The 20,751-nt window shown below is 58.8% G+C and carries 16 protein-coding genes; 2 read left to right on the forward strand and 14 right to left on the reverse strand.

The window, feature by feature from the left end:
* Window positions 1-151: 151 nt before the first annotated feature.
* The 7 genes from O7A61_RS03730 to O7A61_RS03760 all read right to left on the reverse strand — a co-directional run bounded on the left by O7A61_RS03730 (window position 152) and on the right by O7A61_RS03760 (window position 8,501).
* The gene (locus O7A61_RS03730; protein ID WP_337128402.1) at window positions 152-649 is read right to left on the reverse strand and encodes an Lrp/AsnC family transcriptional regulator; all 498 of its coding nucleotides are present in this window, start codon (window positions 647-649) and stop codon (window positions 152-154) included.
* Between the two features lie 205 nt (window positions 650-854).
* Complete coding sequence (locus O7A61_RS03735; RefSeq protein ID WP_337128404.1) at window positions 855-2,399, reverse strand: fumarate hydratase; 1,545 nt, start codon at window positions 2,397-2,399, stop codon at window positions 855-857.
* A 6-nt stretch (window positions 2,400-2,405) separates the two neighbouring features.
* Window positions 2,406-3,839: an aldehyde dehydrogenase family protein gene (locus O7A61_RS03740; protein WP_337128438.1), complete on the reverse strand. Its 1,434-nt coding sequence runs from the start codon at window positions 3,837-3,839 to the stop codon at window positions 2,406-2,408.
* A 184-nt stretch (window positions 3,840-4,023) separates the two neighbouring features.
* A complete protein-coding gene (locus O7A61_RS03745) occupies window positions 4,024-4,950 on the reverse strand; it encodes a LysR family transcriptional regulator (protein WP_337128405.1) in 927 nt (308 codons plus the stop codon).
* Between the two features lie 130 nt (window positions 4,951-5,080).
* Window positions 5,081-5,983 carry an HpcH/HpaI aldolase/citrate lyase family protein gene (locus tag O7A61_RS03750; RefSeq protein ID WP_337128407.1) on the reverse strand — a complete coding sequence of 301 codons (903 nt, stop codon included), beginning with the start codon at window positions 5,981-5,983 and terminating at the stop codon, window positions 5,081-5,083.
* A 96-nt stretch (window positions 5,984-6,079) separates the two neighbouring features.
* On the reverse strand, window positions 6,080-7,231 hold the full coding sequence (locus tag O7A61_RS03755; protein WP_337128440.1) for a CaiB/BaiF CoA transferase family protein: 1,152 nt from the start codon (window positions 7,229-7,231) through the stop codon (window positions 6,080-6,082).
* A 16-nt stretch (window positions 7,232-7,247) separates the two neighbouring features.
* A complete protein-coding gene (locus O7A61_RS03760) occupies window positions 7,248-8,501 on the reverse strand; it encodes a methylaspartate ammonia-lyase (protein ID WP_337128409.1) in 1,254 nt (417 codons plus the stop codon).
* 870 nt (window positions 8,502-9,371) lie between these two features.
* Here O7A61_RS03760 and O7A61_RS03765 point away from each other — a divergent pair.
* Both O7A61_RS03765 and O7A61_RS03770 read left to right on the forward strand, forming a co-directional pair.
* Complete coding sequence (locus O7A61_RS03765; RefSeq protein WP_337128411.1) at window positions 9,372-10,463, forward strand: IS5 family transposase; 1,092 nt, start codon at window positions 9,372-9,374, stop codon at window positions 10,461-10,463.
* Complete coding sequence (locus O7A61_RS03770) at window positions 10,460-10,804, forward strand: hypothetical protein (RefSeq protein WP_337128412.1); 345 nt, start codon at window positions 10,460-10,462, stop codon at window positions 10,802-10,804. Before O7A61_RS03765 ends, O7A61_RS03770 begins: the two co-directional genes overlap by 4 nt.
* Before the next feature lie 53 nt (window positions 10,805-10,857).
* On the opposite strand, the gene O7A61_RS03775 is transcribed toward O7A61_RS03770, so the two are convergent.
* From O7A61_RS03775 to O7A61_RS03805, 7 genes are all read right to left on the reverse strand, one after another.
* The gene (locus O7A61_RS03775; protein WP_337128413.1) at window positions 10,858-12,276 is read right to left on the reverse strand and encodes a CapA family protein; all 1,419 of its coding nucleotides are present in this window, start codon (window positions 12,274-12,276) and stop codon (window positions 10,858-10,860) included.
* Window positions 12,277-12,935: 659 nt separating this feature from the next.
* On the reverse strand, window positions 12,936-13,982 hold the full coding sequence (locus O7A61_RS03780) for an ABC transporter ATP-binding protein (RefSeq protein WP_337128414.1): 1,047 nt from the start codon (window positions 13,980-13,982) through the stop codon (window positions 12,936-12,938).
* On the reverse strand, window positions 13,979-14,980 hold the full coding sequence (locus O7A61_RS03785) for an ABC transporter ATP-binding protein (RefSeq protein ID WP_442921040.1): 1,002 nt from the start codon (window positions 14,978-14,980) through the stop codon (window positions 13,979-13,981). The genes O7A61_RS03780 and O7A61_RS03785 overlap by 4 nt, the downstream gene beginning before the upstream one ends.
* 7 nt (window positions 14,981-14,987) lie before the next feature.
* On the reverse strand, window positions 14,988-15,869 hold the full coding sequence (locus tag O7A61_RS03790) for an ABC transporter permease (RefSeq protein WP_337128415.1): 882 nt from the start codon (window positions 15,867-15,869) through the stop codon (window positions 14,988-14,990).
* A 1-nt stretch (window position 15,870) separates the two neighbouring features.
* The gene (locus O7A61_RS03795) at window positions 15,871-16,812 is read right to left on the reverse strand and encodes an ABC transporter permease (protein ID WP_337128417.1); all 942 of its coding nucleotides are present in this window, start codon (window positions 16,810-16,812) and stop codon (window positions 15,871-15,873) included.
* 3 nt (window positions 16,813-16,815) lie between these two features.
* Window positions 16,816-18,420, reverse strand: a complete 1,605-nt coding sequence (locus O7A61_RS03800) for an ABC transporter substrate-binding protein (RefSeq protein ID WP_337128419.1) — start codon at window positions 18,418-18,420, stop codon at window positions 16,816-16,818.
* 59 nt (window positions 18,421-18,479) lie between these two features.
* Window positions 18,480-19,649 (reverse strand): amidohydrolase, encoded by a 1,170-nt coding sequence (locus tag O7A61_RS03805; protein WP_337128420.1) that lies wholly within the window; start codon window positions 19,647-19,649, stop codon window positions 18,480-18,482.
* Between the last annotated feature and the right edge of the window lie 1,102 nt (window positions 19,650-20,751).

Here is a 20,751-nt window from a genome sequence, read left to right on the forward strand (position 1 = left end):
CCGATTCATCGCTCGGCGAACAACGTTTGTCAGCCGCCTTGTCGATTAACATAGCAGCCAAACGATCTAGTAATTCACGGGAATACACGGGGCGGGCCGACGAATTCGCGGAATGAGCCTCAATGGCCGTGGAAACGAAGGCAGAGCGTATTCAGCGCTTCTCCAAAGCGGCTACCGGAATAGGGGAGTTCGATTTCACGGGTTTGGTTACGATAAGGCTGTAATACTGGTCGATTCCCAATCCCTCCTGGAGCAGTCCGTCCATAAATTCCTGGTAGGCGGCCATGGACGCCGCTGCTACCCGTATCAGGTAATCGATGCGCCCTCCAATGGCCCAGCAGTCGAGGATCTCGGGGAAGCCTTGAATGGCCGATTCGAAATGTCGCTGGTCCTCGAGATGGTGACGGTTCAGTACCACCTCCACCATCACGAAAATCACGCCGCCTGTGAGAGAGGGACTGAGCCGAGCAAAATAGCCTTCAATGATACCTGCAGCCTCGAGCACGCGGAGTCGCTCCGAACAAGCCGAGGCCGAAAGATGAATGCGCTTGGCAAGCTCGCTTTTTGAGATCCGGCCGTCTGCCTGAACCTCCGAGAGGATCCGGAAATCCCAGGCGTCCAGGCGCACAGAATTGAGGTTCGGCTTCATGGCCTTCGATCGGGTTGGTTTGCACCTTGAACCTTAGGCTGCCGCGGGCGCTGTGCCAATCGCGACGCCTGGCCGTTCAGCTAACAATTAACGGTATGCTCCGAAGCGGGGAGCCTTACGTTTGCTCGCGCAAGTCTGATGAACGAGCCCTACGCGGTCCTTTGTCCACGAGATTCCTGATTGGCAGTCTAATCAGGACGACAGCTTAAATGCCGATGCTTCGCGCGATGGTTTCGGCAGCCATGCGCTTGCGCCACTCGATCGGCCCCGAGTTGTGGATCGAATTCCCCTCGACATCGACGGCCATGATGACAGGCATATCCTCCACATCGAATTCATAGATGGCTTCCATTCCCAGGTCTTCAAACGCGACGAGGCGGGCCGCCCTGATCGCTTTGGAAATCAGGTAGGCGGCGCCGCCCACCGCGATCAGGTACGGCGCTTTGTGTCGGACGATCGACTCAATGGCCGTCGGTCCCCTCTCCGCCTTGCCCACCATCGCGAACAGCCCGGTTTCGGCGAGGATCTTTTCCGTAAAGCCATCCATGCGGCTCGAGGTTGTGGGTCCAGCCGGTCCAACCACTTCATTTCCGACAGCCCGGACAGGCCCGACATAGTAGATGACGCGTCCCCGCAGATCGACTGGAAGCGGCTTCCCGGCCTCGATGAGGTCGACCATTCGCTTGTGGACAGCGTCGCGGCCCGTCAGCATTTTTCCGGACAGAAGAAGAGTTTCTCCGCAGCGCCATGATGCCATCTCTTCTCTGGTGAGTGTGTTGAGGTTTACATGGCGCACGCCGCTTACCTGCAGGTCCGCGGCTCCGATCTGAGGCCATTCGGAAAGGTCGGGCGCCTGGAGGTTGGCCGGCCCTGACCCGTCGAGCGTAAATGTCAGATGCCGGTTGGCAGCGCATTGCGGAATGAGCGCCACAGGCTTGGACGCAGCGTGCGTCGGATAGGTCGCGACCTTGACATCGACCACTGTCGTCAGGCCACCGAGACCCTGGGCGCCGATAGCGAGAGCGTTGATCCGCTCATAGAGCTCAATCCGAAGGTTCTCCGCGGGGCTTGACGGGCCCCTGGCGATCAATTCCGACATGTCGATCGGCTCGTTCATGGCCTCCTTGGCCAGAAGCATCGCCTTTTCAGCGCTACCTCCGATACCGACAGAGATCAGGCCGGGGGGACACCAGCCGCTGCCAAGCGTGGAAACCGTGTCGACCACCCAATCGGAAACAGACGCGCTGGGATTCAACGTGATGAACCGCGCCTTATTTTCCGATCCGCCGCCCTTTGCGGCTATGGTGATCTCGATCTGGTTACCTCGGACGAGGTCGACGTGGATGACCGCCGGCGTGTTGTCGCGGGTGTTTAGCCGTCCGGCAAGCGGATCCGAGACGATTGAGGGGCGCAGAGGATTGTCGGGGTCGAGATATGCCTGGCGGACGCCCTCATTCACGAGGTCTGCGAAACTGGCCTTCGACGTGATGCGGACTCCCATGCCCACTTTCGCAAAGACCACCACGAGCCCAGTGTCCTGGCAAATAGGGCGCCGCCCGAAGGCCGCCATGCGAGAGTTCAGCAAAATCTGCCCGACGGCATTTCTCGCGGCAGGGCTTTGCTCGCGCGCATAAGCTTGCGAAAGGGAGCGAATGTAGTCCGGCGGATGATAATAGGAAACATACTGAAGGGCATCTGCGACGCTCTTCGTAATGTCTTCGCCGGCGATGGTCCGCGTGCTTCTACTCACGGTGGCTCAACCCAATGACCCGTGCCCATTTATCAATTTCAGGCTCTGGAAGCTCCGTACCCCGTGCTCGCCGCCTTCATATCCGTAGCCGCTCTGCTTGACCCCTCCATATGGCGCATCTGCGGAAACCCCTTTCAGGTAATTCACGCTGACAGCTCCGGCGGCAAGACCACCGATCAGGTCCCGTTTCGCATCTGCGGCGGAGGTGAAGAAGTAGGCGGCCAGGCCATACTCTGTAGCATTGGCTTCTTCGATCGCCTCCTCGATGGTGTCGAATGGAGCGACGGTCAAGATTGGTCCGAATGGCTCCTCATGAAGCACTTTCGCGTCCTTCGGTACGGCTGTAAGAATGGTTGGGGGCCAGTAAAAGCCGGGCCGGTCGAGCCGCGCGCCACCAGCCTCGATGCGGGCCCCGCGATCTGTGGCATCCTCGGTCAGGCGCTGCATGGCCTCGATGCGCCGCGCGTTGGCCATCGGACCCATCTCTGTCCCTGGATCGTCCGGTGCGCCGATCTTAATCTTGCGGGCGGCTTCCGTCATCCGCGACAGAAACTCTTCATAGAGAGGCCGCGCGACGAGAATTCGGCTGGGAGCATTACAGCTCTGGCCAGCGCATTCGAACTTGTATTCTGAAATTGCCGGAACGGCTTTTGTCAGATCAGCATCCTGACATATGACCACTGGAGAGTGACCACCGAGTTCAAGGATGCAGCGCTGCAGGTTGTTCGAGGCAAGCTTTGCCAGCTGTTTTCCGACCGCCGTCGAGCCAGTGAACGTCAAAACCGTCACGATCGGCGAATTGAGCAGATGTTGAGAAATCTGCGCCGGCGCGCCAAAGACGAGATTGACGACGCCGTCTGGTAGACCCGCTTCGCGCAACGCTTCGACGATATGCACAGCGACGCTTGGCGTCTCTTCGGCCGCCTTGAGGATCACCGGGCAACCCGCCGCCAGCGCGGGAGCGAGCTTGCGCGCGATAAGTACGGCCGGATAATTCCAAGGCGTGAAGGCTGCCACCACACCGAGAGGCGCAGGCACGATCATTCGGTTCGGGCCCATTGAGATGGGAGCCGACAATTCTTCGGCGTGCGTCCCGCCCCAGTCAAAGGTTTCGACGGCGCGCGCATATTCTCCTGCCGCTTCCGCAATCGTCTTTCCCTGTTCGGCTGACAGGTGCTTGGCTGCGTTTGCCATCTTGGTCGCCAGGATCTGGGCGGCCCTCACAAGGATATCGCCGCGCTCGTTAGCGGGTCGTGATGACCAGGCCCGGCGGCTTCGCTCTGCGGAAGCGAGGGCCTCGTCAAGATCGGACGACGATGCAGCGGCCACCCAGGCGAACACCTCTTCTGTCGCCGGATTAATCACGGGCACAGAAGCTCCACCGCTCCCGGCTCTCCACCTGCCGTCGATGAAGAGCTGATAGCTCCTGGCGTTGGACATCGCATGCTCCACTTCGTTGAACTCTCGCTCCAAGCCCAGACGAAAGAATTCCGAACCGCGGACTTGCTCAGCTGCAGTTTCATCGCGATGGCCGCGGCCGGTCAAATATGGATTACCGCCCAAATCCATCTGGATTCCAGATTGGCACGGCAAGACGGCAGGAGCACTCGATCAGAAGAAGTGCCTAGCCCTTATCTGGAGCCGTGGCTGACCAATGCTTGCTCTCGATCAATGTCTGGGCCACCTTTAGGATCAGTTTGCGGACGGCGGAGACGGCCGGAGAGCGTTCATCTTTCGGATTGACCGCAAGCACAACCGCACGGGTGATCACCGGATCGATGATCTTGACTGTACGCACTAGGCCTTGGGACGCCTCTTTCTGAATGGCCGACGGTGTGAGAATAGAATATGCCTTCCCTTCCATGACCATATTGATGATCGTGGAAAGCGAGTCGACTTCGAACTTAACGTCCAGCACACACCCGTGCTGTGCAACGACATCAGCCACAGAGCGCCTCACATTGTTGTTGCGCATAGGAACCGCCAACGGAAAGACGTGCAGGTCGGCGAGAGGTATCGAATCTTCGAAAGGCGGCTCACCCGGCGGCATGACCAGGCAAAACTCTTCGTGCGCTAACACCGTCATCCGCCCCACGCTCTCCGTGGCGCGGTAGAGCACTGCCAGGTTCAAGCGGCCGCCAGCCATCCACTCTTCGAGCGGTCCTGTCATGCCCTCGATCATCTTGAGCGAAATTCTCGGCAGCTCGTTTCTCGCCGATTCGAGCAGCGGTCCGCTAAGGACGCGAGCGGCTCCGGACGGAATGCCTATTGTCACCTCTCCGGCAGGTGAAACCACCGTGGTGGTCAGTTCCGCTTCGGTGAGTTTAATTTCCTCTAAAATGTTTCGCGCCCGCTCGAGCAATTTTGCTCCGGAAGCCGTCACAGTCACACCGGTCCTGTCACGTACAAGTAGCTGAGTGCCAAAGCTTTCTTCAAGTTGGCGCACATGCAAGCTAAGAGCACTCTGCGCGACGTGAAGTAGCGAAGCTGCCTTAGTGAAACTGCCTGCGTCGACAACGCCGACAAAATATCTTAGCTGCCTGATTTCCACGGTAGCGTATCCACCTGAAACGCGATCCGCCGCGTGTTTATTACCCTATCTCGAAACAAGATAGGCGGCAATCAACAAACCGCCGCGCCGTGATAAAACGTGACAGTCAGAAGGATTGATCTCAATCAGCTTAGTTCTCGCCGGCAAGAGCTATCATCTCGCGGGCGCGCCGCACCACTGGAGGATCAACCATCCTGCCATCTAGCGAGAATGCGGACAGGCCGTGGGCCACAGCATCGTTTTCCGCGGCAACGACACGGCCGGCCCACTCGAGTTCCTGTGCACTTGGCGAGAAGGCTTCGTTGAATATTGGCACTTGTGTCGGGTGGACGGCCAAAGCACCAGCAAACCCAAGCCGACGTGCATGCACGGCCGCATTGCGAACTTTATCCCTGTCCGTGAAGTCACCGATGCTTCCGACAAAGCCCAACGGGAGCAAACCGGCCGCGCGTGCGGCGAACAAGACAGAAAGGTTCGGACCCAAGAGCAGATCGAATTCCGGAACGCCGCCAACAAAAGCACTAAAGTCTTCGGGACCGAGCGCCATTGCAACCATCCTCGGATGGGCTGACGCGATAGTTTCGAGTCTTTGCAGCGCGGCAGGAGTCTCAATCTGAACAATGAAGCGGATCTGGCCCTCGCCAAGATTTCTCTCTCGTTCCAGTTCGGATACAGCCTTCGCAATCTCGACTATCCAGTCCGCCGATTCAGTTTTGGGGAGAACAAGGGCATCGACGCCTCCTATCACGGCCGCATCGAGGTCAGCTGCCAAGGCACGCAAACCAGAATTCACGCGGACCAGCACCGATGCGCCCTGCCGGCCGACTTTTGGGACGGTTTCAGCGAGGAGGTGGCGTGCTTGGCCCTTCTGATCCAGAGGAACCGCGTCTTCGAGATCTAATATGATGCCATCGGCGCCGCGGTCGTGCGCTCTCTCCAGGAAGCGCGGAACGTGAGCCGGAACAAAGAGCAATGACCTCCAGCGAGGAACACGTTGCGCGTTGGCAAGAGTCTGTTCGGCGTCCCTATTCATGGCGTTGCCCTCCGGCCGATTTGGAGCGGGCCGGACCGTGGTCGCTCGGCAACCCGCCACCTCCTTCGGGGAATGGGTCTTTCGCTTGAGGGGCACTCACGCGCGCGCGGCCTTTTGGCGCAAGCGTGATTTAACCTCCTCGCGGACAGCCGCGGTATCGGCGCCAAGAGCAGGAACTGGACGCAACGAAGGCTGCTGAGAGTCGAAAATCGCGGCTGGAGCTATCGCCTCTATAACTCCGCCAGGTGTGCCGACCTGCACTCTACGGACGTGCGGGTGCTCAGAAACAGCCGCGATTTCGTTCAAACGGCCATATGCTAGACCCGCCGCTTCGAGCTCTTGCATTGCCTCAACACACGAAAGTTGCGCAAACCGACGCTCAATAATTTCATCGAGACGAGCTCTGTTACCGAGGCGTTCCATGTTGTCAGCGAAGCCCGGTGCTCGTGTGAGTCCGGGCTGCTTAAGGAACTGCTCGCAAAAATCCACCCATTCACGGTCATTCTGGACCGAGAAGATGACGTCTTTGCCATCTACACACCGATAGGCACCGTATGGGGCTAATGAAGGATGTTTCACGCCAGCGCGAACCGTCTCGTAGCTGCTGTAGTCGTGCTGCAGTACCGGTACATTCATCCAGTCAGCGACGGCATCAAACAGCGAGACCTGTATGCCCGCGCCCTCCCCCGTCCGCTCGCGGTGGAACAGTGCCTGCAGAATAGCGCTGTGCGCCGTCATGCCTGCCGAGATGTCGCAGACAGACACCCCTACCCTGGCCGATCCCTGTTGCGTTCCCGTGATCGCACACAAACCTGTCTCGGCCTGGACGATGAGATCGTAGGCCTTTAGGTGGGAAAACGGCCCTCCCTCCCCGAATCCAGAAATGTCACAGGTAATCAGCCGGCGGAAGCGTCGACGGAGATTCACACACCCAAAACCCAGTTTTTCGATACTGCCCGGCTTCAGGTTTTGGATGAAGACGTCGGCGCTCGCAAGGAGGGACTCGAGGACGGCGCGGTCTGGCTCCGATCTCAGGTCCAGGCAGACCGACTCCTTGCCGCGATTGAGCCAAACGAAGTAAGCGCTTTGCCCCCTCACCAATTTATCATAGTTTCGGGCAAAGTCGCCTTCGGGCCTCTCGATTTTGATTACGCGGGCGCCTGCGTCCGCAAGGCGAGATGAGGCGTAAGGCGCGGCTACGGCCTGCTCCACCGCCACAACAGTGATCCCCTCGAGAGAGTTTTGCATTGACTGCACCGCGCCTTCAACTGACGGTATTTGCTGGGGCACGACGATGGTCCAGCATCGCGAACAACCGGCTCTGTTCGTTCCCGACGATTGATAGTCCTTCGTCAACGCCCATTCCGGGCTTCGCAAGCATCATGTCCGCCTGTGTCGCCACTGATACGTGGACCGTAGCCCGGGCGGAGAGATCCGTCTCGGTGCAACTTCCTCCGACATAAGCTCCCACGTTATTCGCCTTGCAGAACAGAACGGCGCGCGCCGTATCGGCAAGTGAGCCGACATCAGGGGTCTTGATCTGTACGAGATGCGCCGCCTTCGCTTTGGCAAAGAGGCGGATATCCTCAAGTGTATTGCATCTCTCATCTACGACGATGCGTGCGCTGGAAGCCCTATGATCCAAAATCGAAACAATCTGGGCGTAGCTGTCGATCTGGGCTTCTGTGGAACCAAAATCCGCGGGGGACTCAATGTTTAGCGTGAAAGCCGGAACAACTTCTGCAACATTGCAGATGAAGTCCGCAATCCGCTGGGGCTGCAGGCCGATTTCTTGGCCGATCCAGCCGTATACATCGAAATGCAGCACGGGATGATAGCCGGGGTGACCGATTTCGCGAGTACGCTTTGCAACCCACTTCACGAAGTCGATAAAACTCTCGCCGTTGGTGCCGAATTTCTGCCGCGAGTTGATCAACCCATGGGGGAGGATCTCCACGCCCTTCAGGATCATTTTGTCGACGTTAATTTCTCGCGCGTCGCCGCTTTGTGCGTAAATCGGAACTCTTTGCGACGGGAATGGGAGTTTGAATTCCTCACAAACAATCTCGGCCATCGTGCTGCGGCGAAGATGCGCCGCAGCACGTAGGAGCGCTTGGCTGACACCATACTCAACCGCGAGCGGCAAACGGCCCTCTTCGGATGGCTCAAATACTTTGTCGCAGGCGTCAAGGTAATGAGACGCATCGACATCCAAGAGCCTTGGAGCCACGACCAGCGACGTCAAATCCTTGATTTGCCTCGGGTCGAACAGAGGGTCGCGTCCACCGGCGCCTGAATACTGAACGCTCATCATGTCGCCCCAAACGACGATGTCGTCGGCAAGAACGAGCCCGACGCTGAGCGACGATGCAGGAACACGAATAGACGCCAGCCCAGGCGTTAATGGTTTACCGACATAAACAAAGCCGTCTTGAACTGCGCCAGCCCGGATAGCAGCTTGGTCGTCGTAGAAAAACGCGCCATTGCCAGGCGCGAGGAGCACTTCTTTTATCTGCACTTCGTTCACTCGGGCACTAGCGCGGCGTTGACGTCAGGATGAAATCCAACTCACTACATGCCAACTATGCGCGAGCTAGGGTGCAATTAGCCAATATAATGTCAGATGGGCTGCCATCGCATTTCCAGATGGTCTTTTCTGGACATTGCTTCTGGGTGTCGCACCCTTATCCGGTCCGCGTCGTTGACCTGGACAAGCTCAGAAAGCTCTCACGGACGTGAGGAAGCATCCGCATTCACAGGTCCTCTATACCGACGAATGCCCTCTATCATGAGAGTTGTCATGGCCGGGCTGCGAAATAGGCGCCATTTATGGAACCTTGCCAGCCTATGCCTTTTAGGGGGTTCGATTGGCTTCGAAATCAATCGTGTGTAGTCCGGAAGGCGTGCTCAGCATGCCTGCCACGGAAACAGAATAGCAGATCGAAGACAGGCCCCTGCAGTGTGAGAGTAGGAGATGTTTGTGGCCGATTGGTAGGTTTGAACGGCTGCAACACTCTGTCGGGACAAGCTTTGCGCCCAGTTCTTCGCGACTGGCCGCTCGGCCGCTCGCGTCAAATTCTGTTTGTGACTTGTTCTATCTCGCACCGAGATGCGCCGCCGCCAGCTAGGCGTCGCCGTTCAATTGTATTGTGGCTAACTTGAACAGAGAGTGACCTGGCAAAAGAGCGATGTCGGATGCAGGCAGGGTAGCATGCCTGTCAGAAGCCATCGCTCCGCCACAAGGCTGGTAGCCATTCTCAATGCAAAGGCACGCCGGCCGATCGCCTGCGTGGTTTTGCCAGTCCCTCTAGCAGGCCGTTGAAAAAAGGCACTCGCCACCAGATTGCAGCGGTGATTCATTAGCTCTGGAGAGATTCGGAGATGACGCGTGCGCGGCGACGACAATCGAACTGGCGAGTTGTTCAGTTATGTGGACCTCGAGGCGCGGGTTCGTCGGGATCATCCACTTCGGACGATCCGAGCGATTGTGACCGAGGCACTTTCGGCGTTGGAGCGGGACTTCGCGGCGCTGTATTCGCCGATCGGGCGGCCGTCGATTCCGCCGGAGAGATTGCTCAGGGCTATGCTGCTACAGGCGTTCTATTCGATCCGCTCGGAACGGCTCCTGATGGAGCGGCTGGAATACGATCTTCTGTTCCGCTGGTTCGTCGGCATCGGCGTTGACGACGCGGCCTGGGATCACTCGGTCTTCTCGAAGAACCGTGACCGGCTGCTCGAAGGCGATATCGCGGCGAAGTTTCTGAACGCGGTTTTGGCACAGCCAAAGGTGAAGAAGCTTCTCTCCACGGATCACTTCTCAGTCGATGGCACGCTGATCGAGGCTTGGGCCTCGATGAAGAGCTTCAAGCCGAAAGGCGGCTCGGATGAACCACCGTTGGGTGGCGGCGGCCGCAATGAGGAGGCGGACTTCCACGGCCAGAAACGATCGAACGAGACGCATGCCTCGACGACCGATCCCGATGCGCGGCTCTACCGCAAGGAAAAAGGCAAGGAAGCCAAACTCAGCTTCATGGGACATGGGTTGATGGAGAACCGCCATGGTTTGCTGGTCGATGCCTGCCTGACGTTGGCCGATGGTCATGCCGAACGAGTAGCGGCGCTGCACATGATCGAGCCTCGGGCCGACCGATCGCGAGCAATCACGCTCGGCGGAGACAAGGGCTATGATGCGCAGGACTTCATCAACGAACTGCGCTCGATGAAGGTGACGCCGCACGTGGCGCAAAACACGAACGGGCGCCGTTCCGCTATCGATCGCCGTACGACCCGGCACGGCGGCTACGGCGTCAGCCAGCGCATCCGCAAGCGGATCGAAGAGGCGTTCGGCTGGATCAAGACGGTCGCCGGGCAGGAGAAGACGAAGTTGCGCGGTCGTGACCGCGTCGGGTGGGCCTTCACCTTCGCTGCCGCGGCCTACAATCTGGTGCGGTTGCCGAAGCTGCTGGCGGTGCCGACATGACCGCTCCTGCTGGTTGCCGGTTGATAGGCCGTTGGCGCATCGTCGAGGCCGATCTGTGGGATCGCGGCTATCTCGACCTCGGCGGACCCGCCACGATTACCGTCGGGGCCGACAATAACGGCGAGATCTCCTTTGGCGCTCTGCAAGTCGGCCTCGATCTGAGCTACAGCCCCTCGATGGTCTTCTTCACATGGGCCGGCTTCGACGAAATGGACGAAGCAACTGGCGATGGCTCCGCCGAACTGCTCGATGACGGCTCCATCGAGATCACATTCGCCTATCACAATGGCGATGAGGCCATCCTCAAAGCCAAACGGGACCCTTCTTCAACAGCCTGCTAGAAATAGGTATCAAGCGGATAGTTAAGCCTGCAGTTGAGTTGCAGGGGTTGCCATCAGACTCGCATGTGGGAGTCGCTAGCTATCATTTCGGCGGAGCATGGCTTCACTCGGATCAATCCAACACTGTTTTCTATGTCGATTTGGGTGCCGAATGGCTTCGAGAGCATCTGAAGCCTTTCCAGGATGGCTCTCGCTTGCAGCGCGGGCGCAAGTCTCGGCACCCCGCGGTTAGCGAACCGCTCCGTGCGAGCGAGTTCGAGCGGATAGAGCCGGATCTCGGCGAGCTGGTTTTCCTCGAAACGGCTGACGCTGGCGACGCTCTCATAATAGACTGCGTCGCACAGCGGTACAAATCCTTCCGACATCGGGTATCCTATCGCCATCTCGTGGGCGCTTACCTCAGCATCCGTATCGACCCGCGGATCCTTCCCATGCGCCTCGAACATGTCAGCCCCGACCGGCGTTCTCAGATCTTGATTGAAGAAGTTGCCCAGGCCGTAGAAGATGGGCCGGCCTTTGTAGATTTCGATGCCCCTGACATGATGCGGCGCGTGATTGATGTATGCATCTGCTCCGGCGTCGATCGTCAGGCGAGCAAATGCTTGCTCATAGTCAGCCGGTTCGCGGCTGAATTCCCCGGGCTCGTGCCCGTGGTTCGTGGCGATGCAGAAATCGGCGAATTGCTTGCCCCGACGCACATTGCGCAGAATGTCGTCGACGTCGCGCGGATTGGGTTCAAAGCTGTATCCTGCCTTTTCCCCTGCTTTAAAGACCACTTCGCCGATAGCCACCCGGGACGCGTCTTTCGGCGGGGAGGCATACCAGGGAAGCATCTCGCGCACCTGCCTGAGGTTCTCAAGCATCTCCGGCGGAACCACGATGCTTTTTGCCAAGCGAAGAGCGTTGAGCCCCGGTCTGCCTGGCGCCTCGCCGGCAGGATTGCACGCCCGAGACATCGGCGTAAACGTTGCAGCAAACGAGACCAGAGCCACGCGGCCGCGAGCCGTTTCCAAAAAGCGCGCAGCGCCGGCTTGTGCGAGGTTCTCGCCTGCGCCTGCATGAACGATCCCCTGTTCCTCAAGCGCGCGGCTGGTTTCGCGCATCCCCTCGACGCTCCAGTCGAGCGTGTGGTTGTTGGCGCGGCTGACTAGGTTGAAGCCCATCGCCTTCAAATCGGCACCCAGTTCCGGGGCACCAATCAGATACGCACCGCCGTATTCAGCCTCGGGATACCCCTTTGACCGGACGTCCAATATGTTCGTCTCGAGGTTGCCGAACGTCACGTCAGTCCCGTGCAAGGTCCTGAGAACATCGGCAAAGCCTGGGTGGTTCCCTCTTGCCACCGGCCGCGCGTAGAGAAGGTCACCGACTGCCGCCATGGTGAAACCATCTGCAACATTCGTGGCAATCGAGCCGGCGGTGTCATAACGATCGTCCGGCCCAGACGTATGATTTTGTGAATTGTTGTCCATAGACTCCACCGCGTGCTGAATGTTGACGAATACAAATTAGTCCTAAAGGTCCGATCGATCTAATATAACCTTCATCTGACGCCCATCGCGCAACGAGATGGCGCCTCAAAAACCTGGCCAGATTAGAATGGCATTGCGTCTGTTTTGCAGCCAATCTTCAATTCCACATGGCAGGAAATTCGCGCTTTCCCAAACGTGGAGACTACAAGCTCTTTGAAGGCGAGCCCCTCTGACTAACGCTGGACTCCTTGCCTGCGCCACCAAAAACTGGTCCCATAGGCAGGACAACGTCGACCATCGGAAGGAGCGCCTCTCGATGTCCTCCGGCGAGGAGCCAATCGGCTGCAGCCGAAGGCGAGTTCCTAAGGCATTCGCGATGTCGGCTGCGACATCTCCAAATACAGGCTTGATTTGATGAGGCAAGTATCCGCTGTCATCACATCGCCAATGAGCGCGATGCGATAGCGGCCCATGTGACATCGGCGAACCTTCGACGAGGACGTGACCACCGACATCGAAGACTTGGTCGTCGACTCCTGTTTTAAGGACCACCTTGCTAATTGCTATACGGAACGCGTCTTTCGGCGGAGGCACGCGATTCATACGATCCACTTTCATGAGAGCGTATTGATTAGTCGCTACTTCGGTCTCCCGATCCCTCAGGTCGGAATCGGTGGCCGAGCCACACGAGCAATTGTAGAGGGGGCGGCCGCCGGCCGGGCCAAGAGCTCTGCAGCCGGAGCACGCACATGGCAGGCCACGACCCGCCCGTCCGCCATTGGCATCAGAGGCGGCACCTCGATGCGGCAACGCTCGACAGCGAGTGGACAGCGTGGGTGAAACGCGCATCCGCTCGGCGGATTGATCGGGCTTGGCACCTCGCCTTTGACGGGTGCTTGTAGCCGAATCCGCGTCGGATCCGGAACCGGAGCCGCTGCGAGTAGCGCCTCACTATAGGGATGGACCGGCTTGGCGAAGAGCGTCTCGCACGGCGCGAGCTCCACGATCCGGCCCAGATACATGACCGCGACGCGATGGCCGATATGCTCCACAACCCTAAGATCATGCGAGATGAAGATGAAGGCGATGCCCATCTGCTCCTGGAGATCCATGAGCAAATTCAGGATCTGGGCCTGCACGGAGACGTCCAGCGCTGAGACCGCCTCGTCGGCGATGATGAGCGAGGGCTCAAGGGCCAGCGCCCGTGCAATGCCGAGCCGCTGCCGCTGGCCGCCCGACAGCTCGGATGGAAGCCTGTGCATCATCTCGGGCGACATACCGACTTTTCGCAGAAGCTCGGCAGCAAGAGCTTGGCGCTGCCTCCGGTTGAGGGGCTCAAAGTTCTCGACCGGCTCTGTGATAATCTGCCCGGCCGTGAGACGCGGGTTCAGCGATGAATACGGATCCTGGAAGACCATCTGCATTCGACGGCGAAACGCGTGAAGCGCGTGCTTCTTGAGACCCGCTATGTCGGTCCCCTCGATCAGCACGCGCCCTCCCGTCGGTTCGACAAGCCGCATCAAGAGACGCGCCACGGTCGACTTGCCGCAGCCGGATTCGCCGACGATGCACAGCGTCTCGCCCGCCTCGACGGAAAAGGATACATCCTCCACTGCCCGCACCACGGGGATCGTCTTCTTCAGTAACCCTGCACCGAGCGGATAGTGCTTGGTCAGGTTCTCTACTCTCAGCAAAGGACCGCTCATGCGCCCACCACCTCTTCGGCGCGCCAGCAAGCCGCAGCGTGGCTCGACCCGACATCAAGCAGGGGGGGCCTCTTCTCACGGCAAATGTCTATTGCGAACGGGCAGCGCGGCGCGAAAGTGCATCCGACGATGGGCTCGCGCAGGCTGGGCACGATGCCAGGAATTTCCGGAAGTCGGCTCTGCCGACCGCGCCCTGGGCCAGGCACCGAGCGCATGAGACCCTGGGTGTAGGGATGCGCGGGGCGTGCGAACAGGTCAACCACGGTCGCTTGCTCTACAACCTGGCCGGCATACATGACAATCACGCGTTGGCATGTCTCGGCGACGACGCCCAGATCATGCGTGATAAACATGACGGCCGTTCCCATGCGCTCTTTCAGATCGACGATCAGCCGCAGGATCTGCGCCTGGATGGTGACGTCCAGCGCAGTGGTCGGCTCGTCGGCGATCAATAGTTCCGGTGAGCACGCAAGGGCCATGGCGATCATGACGCGCTGGCGCATGCCGCCTGACATTTCGTGGGGATAGTTGTTGACGCGAAGCTCGGGATCCGCAATGCGGACGAGACGGAGCATCTCTTTGGCCTTTGCCATCGCTACTGGGCGGGAGGATCTGGTGTGGATCTGCACCGCCTCGGCGATCTGGCGACCGACCGTATAGACCGGATTCAAGCTCGTCATCGGCTCCTGGAAGATCATGCCGATCCGGTTACCGCGGATGTTTCGCATCTCCTGATCGGACAGTTCAAGCAGGTCGCGTCCGTGAAAGCGGACTTCGCCGCCGACAGTCCTGGCGGTCAGCTTCGGCAGCAGGCGAAGAATGGAAAGCGCGGTGACGCTCTTGCCGCATCCGGATTCGCCGACGATGCCAAGCGTTTCGCCTTTCTTTACCTGAAAGCTGATGCCGCCTAGAGCGCGGGTGACGCTGTCTTCACCGTAAAAGTGCGTCTCAAGCTCTCGAACCTCCAGAAGCACGTCATCCCGTTCGGACTCTCGCATTAGCATATTAGCGTCTCCGCTTGGAGCGGGGGTCGAATAGATCACGCAGGCCATCTCCAAGCAGATTGACGGCCAGGACCGTGACGGCAAGGCAAATAGCCGGGGCAAAAACCGTCATGGGGGCGATAGCGAGATACAGACGAGAGCTTGCAATCATGTTGCCCCAGCTTGGGATCTCGGGCGGCACGCCGACGCCGAGGAAGCTCAGTGCGGCCTCTGTCAGAATCGCACCGGCGCAGACGTTGGCGCTCTGCACCATCAGCGGCGGAATGGTACTCGGGAGGATGTGCCGCCACAGCACCTTGGGTAGCCGTGCGCCGCCACAGAGGGCCGCCTCCACATAAGGACGCTCGCGAACGCTCAGAACCACCGAACGAACCAGCCGCGTTATGCCTGGGAGTTCGGGGATCACGATAGCGACAATGAGGATCCCGGTCCCTGGCCCCGTCAGAGAAATGAGAGCAATGGCCAGCAGCATCGTCGGGATCGACATCAGCCCGTCCATGGCTCGCATTACGACATTGTCGAAGCTGCGGAGATAGCCGGCAATGACACCGATCAGAAGACCGCCGAGAGCCGTGCCTACCGCCACCGTCAAGCCCACAAAAAGCGATATCCGGGCGCCGAAGGCCGTTCGTGCAAATACGTCACGGCCAAGATTATCGCTTCCGAACCACATCTCGGCGGAAGGTGGCTGAAGTCGTTTGAATGGATCCATCTGCAAGGGATCGCCGGCATAGAGCGGAGCAGCAAGTGCCAAAATAACCAACAGCGCCAAGAGGCCACCGCCGGCAAGGACGAGCGGATGCCGCCTTGCCAGACGGGGAAGGTCAGACATTCGGAAGCGGCCCGTCGGGACGTATTCAACTGGTGCGGAGAGGAGCGTCATATCAGTACCGGATGCGGGGATCGATCAGCGTATAGGCCAAATCGACCGCCAGATTGATAAGGACATACAGACCCGAAACGAGGATAAGCACTCCTTGGATGATGGGATAGTCGCGGTTGTTGATGGCATCGACCACCAGACGCCCCACGCCGGGTATATTGAACACGGTTTCGATGATCACGACGCCAGAGACTAGATACGCGAAACTCATGCCGATCACGGTCAGGATCGGAACACCGGCATTCTTCAAAGCATGGTGGAAGAGCATGGCGTAGGAGGAGGCGCCCTTGGCAGCGGCCGTTCGCATATAGTCTTCCGACAGAACTTCGAGCATGCTCGCACGCGTGATCCTGGCGAAGTAAGCAACATAGGGAACGCTTAGAGCCAAGGTTGGGAGAATCAGCCGCACAAACCATGGCCCGATGCCTTGGCCAACCGGCACATATCCTTGTACCGGTAGCCAGTGTAGGCTCATGGCAAAGCAGTATATAAGAAAATAGCCGACGACAAACACCGGGACGGAAAAGCCAAGTGCCGCAAAGGCGGTGAGGACGCGATCAACGAAGCTGCCAGCTCGCCAGGCGGCAAGAATGCCGAAGATCATGCCGACCGTCACCGAAAGGAGCAGCGTCAGGAACGACACGGAAATCGTGGCCTCAAGCCGCTGGGCAATCAGGTCGAGCACAGGACGCCCCGTAAAAATCGAAGTCCCGAAGTCACCGCGGATGATGCTGAGAGCCCAATGAACGAACTGAACGGGCAGCGGCTCGGTGAGTCCCAACTGTTCCCGAATACCGGCGATCATCTCTGGCGTGGCCAAGTCGCCGGCGATCGTGGCCGCCGGGTCGCCGGGCGCCAGCCTGAGAAGTAGGAAGACGAATATCCCGACCATCGCCATGACGGCGATGGTCGAAACCATCCTGCGCAGAATGTAAGCGACCACTGCTCAGGCCTTCTTCATGTTCCACATAGGAATGAAATTCGGCATCTCGATCAAGCCACTGAGCGTCTTGCGCCGCGCGATTGGCCGCAGAGTTTGACCCAAATACACGTCGCCGACAAAGTCCCACCAGACCCTTTGCATCTCACGCGCCAGAGCCTTGCGCTCTTCAGGCTTTTCGACCTCTGGCCATTTGGCTCGAAGCGCCTCGTATTCATCGTTCTTTGGCCAGCCGTACCACCCCTTGTCGCCATTCGCGCTCAGGAAGACTTCTCCGATCGGATCCGTGAGTCCGAAGCCAGAATCGCTCGTCAAAAAGATGCTCCAGCCACCGTCCTCGACGGGCCCCTTCTTGGAGCGGCGCGCGGCAAGACCGCTCCAGTCGCTCGGCGCAAGCTCGGCATTGACGCCAATCTTCCGCAGCGTGGCCGCAAGCAGCTGCGCGGCGTCGCTGATCCATGCTATGTTCGTAGGCTGGAGGATGACGACCTTTTCGCCGCTGTATCCGGCCTCCTTGAGGAGCTGCTTTGCCTTTTCGGGGTCGCCGCCCTTCTTGAACCACCCCGTATTTTGGTCGTTGGAATAGGGCGTTCCGTTTCCAAAGAGCGATGTAACGGTTTGACCGTACCGTGGGTCGGGAACCGCGACGCGCAAAAACGCCTCCTGATCGATCAGGTGCAGCATCGCTTGTCGCGCTTTCACATTGTCGAACGGCTTCTGCAGACAGTTCATGCGCAGGCACATCACCCAGCCTGTCTTATCCAGAACTTGGAGCGCAAGGTTGGGATCAGTTTCGATAGCTGAATAAAAATCCACGGGAGGCTGCTCGAGGTAATCAATCTCCCCCGCCTGCAAGGCCGCGAACGCCGTCTGCGAATCGCCAATATTATCCCACATGACACGATCGACGTTGACGATCTTCCCCCCGGCGAACCCGTCGGACGGCTCCTTACGCGGTACGTATTTCTCGTTGCGATCATACGTGAAACTCGAGCCCGGCTTCGCCAGGGCCTCATTAAACCTGAACGGCCCTGACCCGATATTCGCGGTCACCTGCTCGGTCGCGGGACGATCCGCATCCTTCTCGCGCATGGCAAAAAGAGGCTGGCTCGACGACACGCTCGCCAGCAGATCGATCAGGAGTCCCAGCGGCTCCTTGAGCGCGATCGTGAAGGTCTTGTCGTCCTTCTTCGAAATATCCCTGGCTCGCTCCATGAGCAGCGATCCGGCAGGTATCTGTCCCCAGCGACGAATAGAGGCAACACAGTCGGCCGCGGTGACTGGGCTGCCGTCATGCCAGCTCAGGCCATCCCGGAGCTCGAACATATAGGTCTTCTTGTCGTCGGAAACGCCCCATTTCTCCACCATTTGTGGCTGTGGCATAGCGTTGGAGTCGAGCGCGAACAACGTGTCGTAGATTGCCAGGGCATGGTCGATGGTCCCGTTACTCGTATCAACGACTGGATCGAAGACACGGAGGTCCGCTGCCTTCACCATGCGGACCAGCCGTGCACCGGTCGGCGTCGTCTGCGCTCGCAGGACGGAAGGGATCGATAAAGCCGTTCCCGCGGCCACCCCCAACTTGATAACGCTTCGTCGAGAGATCGTCATGTCTAGTTCCTCCCTTTTTGCCCATCGGCGCGGGTGATCCGCGCCTTCCTGGCGATACTTCAGACTGGTAAAATTGTCTCGACCAGCTTCACCCAATAGCCGATGCCGTAAGGCAAGGCTTCGTCGTTGAAGTCATATGCTGGATGGTGCGTGGGAACAGTTGGGCCGTTACCAAGAAAAATGTAGGCACCCGGACGCGCCTCGGACATAAAGGCGAAGTCTTCCGCCCCCACAGTCACTTTCATGCTGTCGTCCACGGAGCCGTGACCCACGAGGCTTCGGGCCGCCGTGATTGCCAGTTCGGTCTCCACTGGGGAATTAAAGGTAACGGGACAGGACCGCAGGTATCTGAATTCGACATCCGCACCGAAAGCACGCGCAATGCCCTGGGCGACGGCCAACATCTCTCGCTCTGCAAAGTCCCGAAGCCCGGATGCGAGCGTCCTGACGGTTCCGGAAAGTTCAACCTGATCGGGAATTTGATTGTAGGCCTGCGCGCCATTCAACTTAGTGACTGAGATCACGAGCGACTCCAACGGGTCGGTCTTGCGAGACACCAACGCCTGCAGACCAAGGATGATCTGTGCTCCAATGACAACGGGATCGACGGTTCGATGGGGGGTTGACGCGTGGCCGCCCGCGCCCTTGACGATGATGTCGAAGTCATCCTGCGAGCCCATGGTGACGCCATGACGAATGCCGAACGCGCCAATGTCTATGCCCGCTCTGGTATGCATGCCAAAAACCTTGGAGATGCCGAAACGCTCCAGGATTCCTTCCTGGACCATCCTGAAGCCGCCGGTCGGAAATTCTAGCTCTTCTGCCGGCTGGAAGATCAACGCGACGCAGCCCTTGAAATTGCGCGTGGACGCTAGGTGTTTCGCGGCACCTAGCAACATGGCCGTATGCCCGTCATGGCCGCATCCATGCATTATGCCCGGGTTCTTCGAGGACCAGGGTTTATTTGACGTCTCAATGACTGGCAGGGCATCCATGTCCGCCCTCAGCCCAATCGTGGGCCCCTCGCCGCCTTCGCCGTGAATCAGCGCGACAATGCCGGTCTCGGCTATCCGCGTTTCGATATGATTGATGCCGAATGATGCCAGCTTTTCGGTCACGAACTTCGCAGTATTGTGCTCCTGAAAGCCGAGCTCTGGATTTTCATGCAGGTAGCGCCGCCACTCGGTTGCCTCGCGTTGCAACCCCCGGAAAACTTCAACACCTTGCATTTGAAGAATCTACCTCGCTTCATTTTGGCCACGTAAGCCGAGATTGAAATCGAGTTTCAGTCGCTGGAACTGCTTACGTCAAATTCAGATTGTATATTCAGGACATCTGGCTTCGAGATGAACCGACGACATGCTCTGCCTGGCGATGAGCCATCACACGGACGCGGGCCACGCCGGGAATTTCGCGGCATCCCGCATGGCGCACAATGTCGGCAGCTCACGCTCTGCCGCTCTGGCGGCCCCTTCTGGCGTGGCGTCGCGCATCTCATTTTCGGCTTACGCACGGGGGTAGGAAAGTAAATGACCGATGGAACCCGCGCCGCCGCACAGCGATGTAACAACGTTCGGTTTTGAGCGTTTTTCGCACGGCAGTACTGATCCGCAATATGACGGCTCACTAGATCATCGCGCCGTGCAACAAGCGTTCGCCATAGGCGCTACTTCGAAGGCGGCGCAATGGCCCCGCTCATCCGCAAGATGGCCCCGGCCAGCCTTCCTACCGTCGAGGGCTTTCTGGCGCATCCGGATCGTTGTCAAACATGTGATGCCGAATGGGGCGCAATGTCATTGCTGTGGCGCTTGTTTAGTTAGCGGCCACGATGGTTTAGGCCAGAGCAACCCGAAGCCTAATGATGTGCTGGTGCTGAATGAACATTTTCTTTCCAACCACCATCGACTTGTTTGTCCAAAGGCAATGGAGAGGAGATGAACGCCCCTCGCGATACTTATGCTGGTCAGGGCGCTGGCGGAATCAACGAGCCGAGCTTTTCGCAGTTACGAGCGAGAGCAGAGAGATCAATCATCAAATAGCCTATGGCTGTACTCGCTGGCGGCATCGGCTGTTTGCAACGTGCAAATGTTTATGTTGGTCGCCGCGCGGACGGCTAACGCATTATGAATTTGTGCCGATGGGGTGGCGGGAGCTTGGAAGGCTCGCAATCAGCAACACGCTGTCAACGCTGACTTGAAATATTGGATCGTGTCCCAGGGAGTGGTGTAGCTGACGGTTTGGTCGCCGCGCTCTCCGGCAAGGGGCCGGGATGATCAGCGTGCCACAGCTGGCAGGCTGATGAGGGGATCATCGCTCATTTGGCTGATGGTT

The organism is Mesorhizobium sp. Cs1321R2N1, from assembly GCF_037179725.1.
GTDB lineage: Bacteria > Pseudomonadota > Alphaproteobacteria > Rhizobiales > Rhizobiaceae > Mesorhizobium > Mesorhizobium salmacidum.

What these genes read in the sequence shown, in the direction of transcription:
- O7A61_RS03730 (WP_337128402.1), bottom strand. Translation starts at nt 649, where the DNA reads ATGAAGCCGAACCTCAATTCTGTGCGCCTGGACGCCTGGGATTTCCGG.
- O7A61_RS03740 (WP_337128438.1), bottom strand. Translation starts at nt 3,839, where the DNA reads ATGTCCAACGCCAGGAGCTATCAGCTCTTCATCGACGGCAGGTGGAGA.
- O7A61_RS03750 (WP_337128407.1), bottom strand. Translation starts at nt 5,983, where the DNA reads ATGAATAGGGACGCCGAACAGACTCTTGCCAACGCGCAACGTGTTCCT.
- O7A61_RS03755 (WP_337128440.1), bottom strand. Translation starts at nt 7,231, where the DNA reads ATGCAAAACTCTCTCGAGGGGATCACTGTTGTGGCGGTGGAGCAGGCC.
- O7A61_RS03770 (WP_337128412.1), top strand. Translation starts at nt 10,460, where the DNA reads ATGACCGCTCCTGCTGGTTGCCGGTTGATAGGCCGTTGGCGCATCGTC.
- O7A61_RS03775 (WP_337128413.1), bottom strand. Translation starts at nt 12,276, where the DNA reads ATGGACAACAATTCACAAAATCATACGTCTGGGCCGGACGATCGTTAT.
- O7A61_RS03780 (WP_337128414.1), bottom strand. Translation starts at nt 13,982, where the DNA reads ATGAGCGGTCCTTTGCTGAGAGTAGAGAACCTGACCAAGCACTATCCG.
- O7A61_RS03785 (WP_442921040.1), bottom strand. Translation starts at nt 14,980, where the DNA reads ATGCGAGAGTCCGAACGGGATGACGTGCTTCTGGAGGTTCGAGAGCTT.
- O7A61_RS03790 (WP_337128415.1), bottom strand. Translation starts at nt 15,869, where the DNA reads ATGACGCTCCTCTCCGCACCAGTTGAATACGTCCCGACGGGCCGCTTC.
- O7A61_RS03800 (WP_337128419.1), bottom strand. Translation starts at nt 18,420, where the DNA reads ATGACGATCTCTCGACGAAGCGTTATCAAGTTGGGGGTGGCCGCGGGA.
- O7A61_RS03805 (WP_337128420.1), bottom strand. Translation starts at nt 19,649, where the DNA reads ATGCAAGGTGTTGAAGTTTTCCGGGGGTTGCAACGCGAGGCAACCGAG.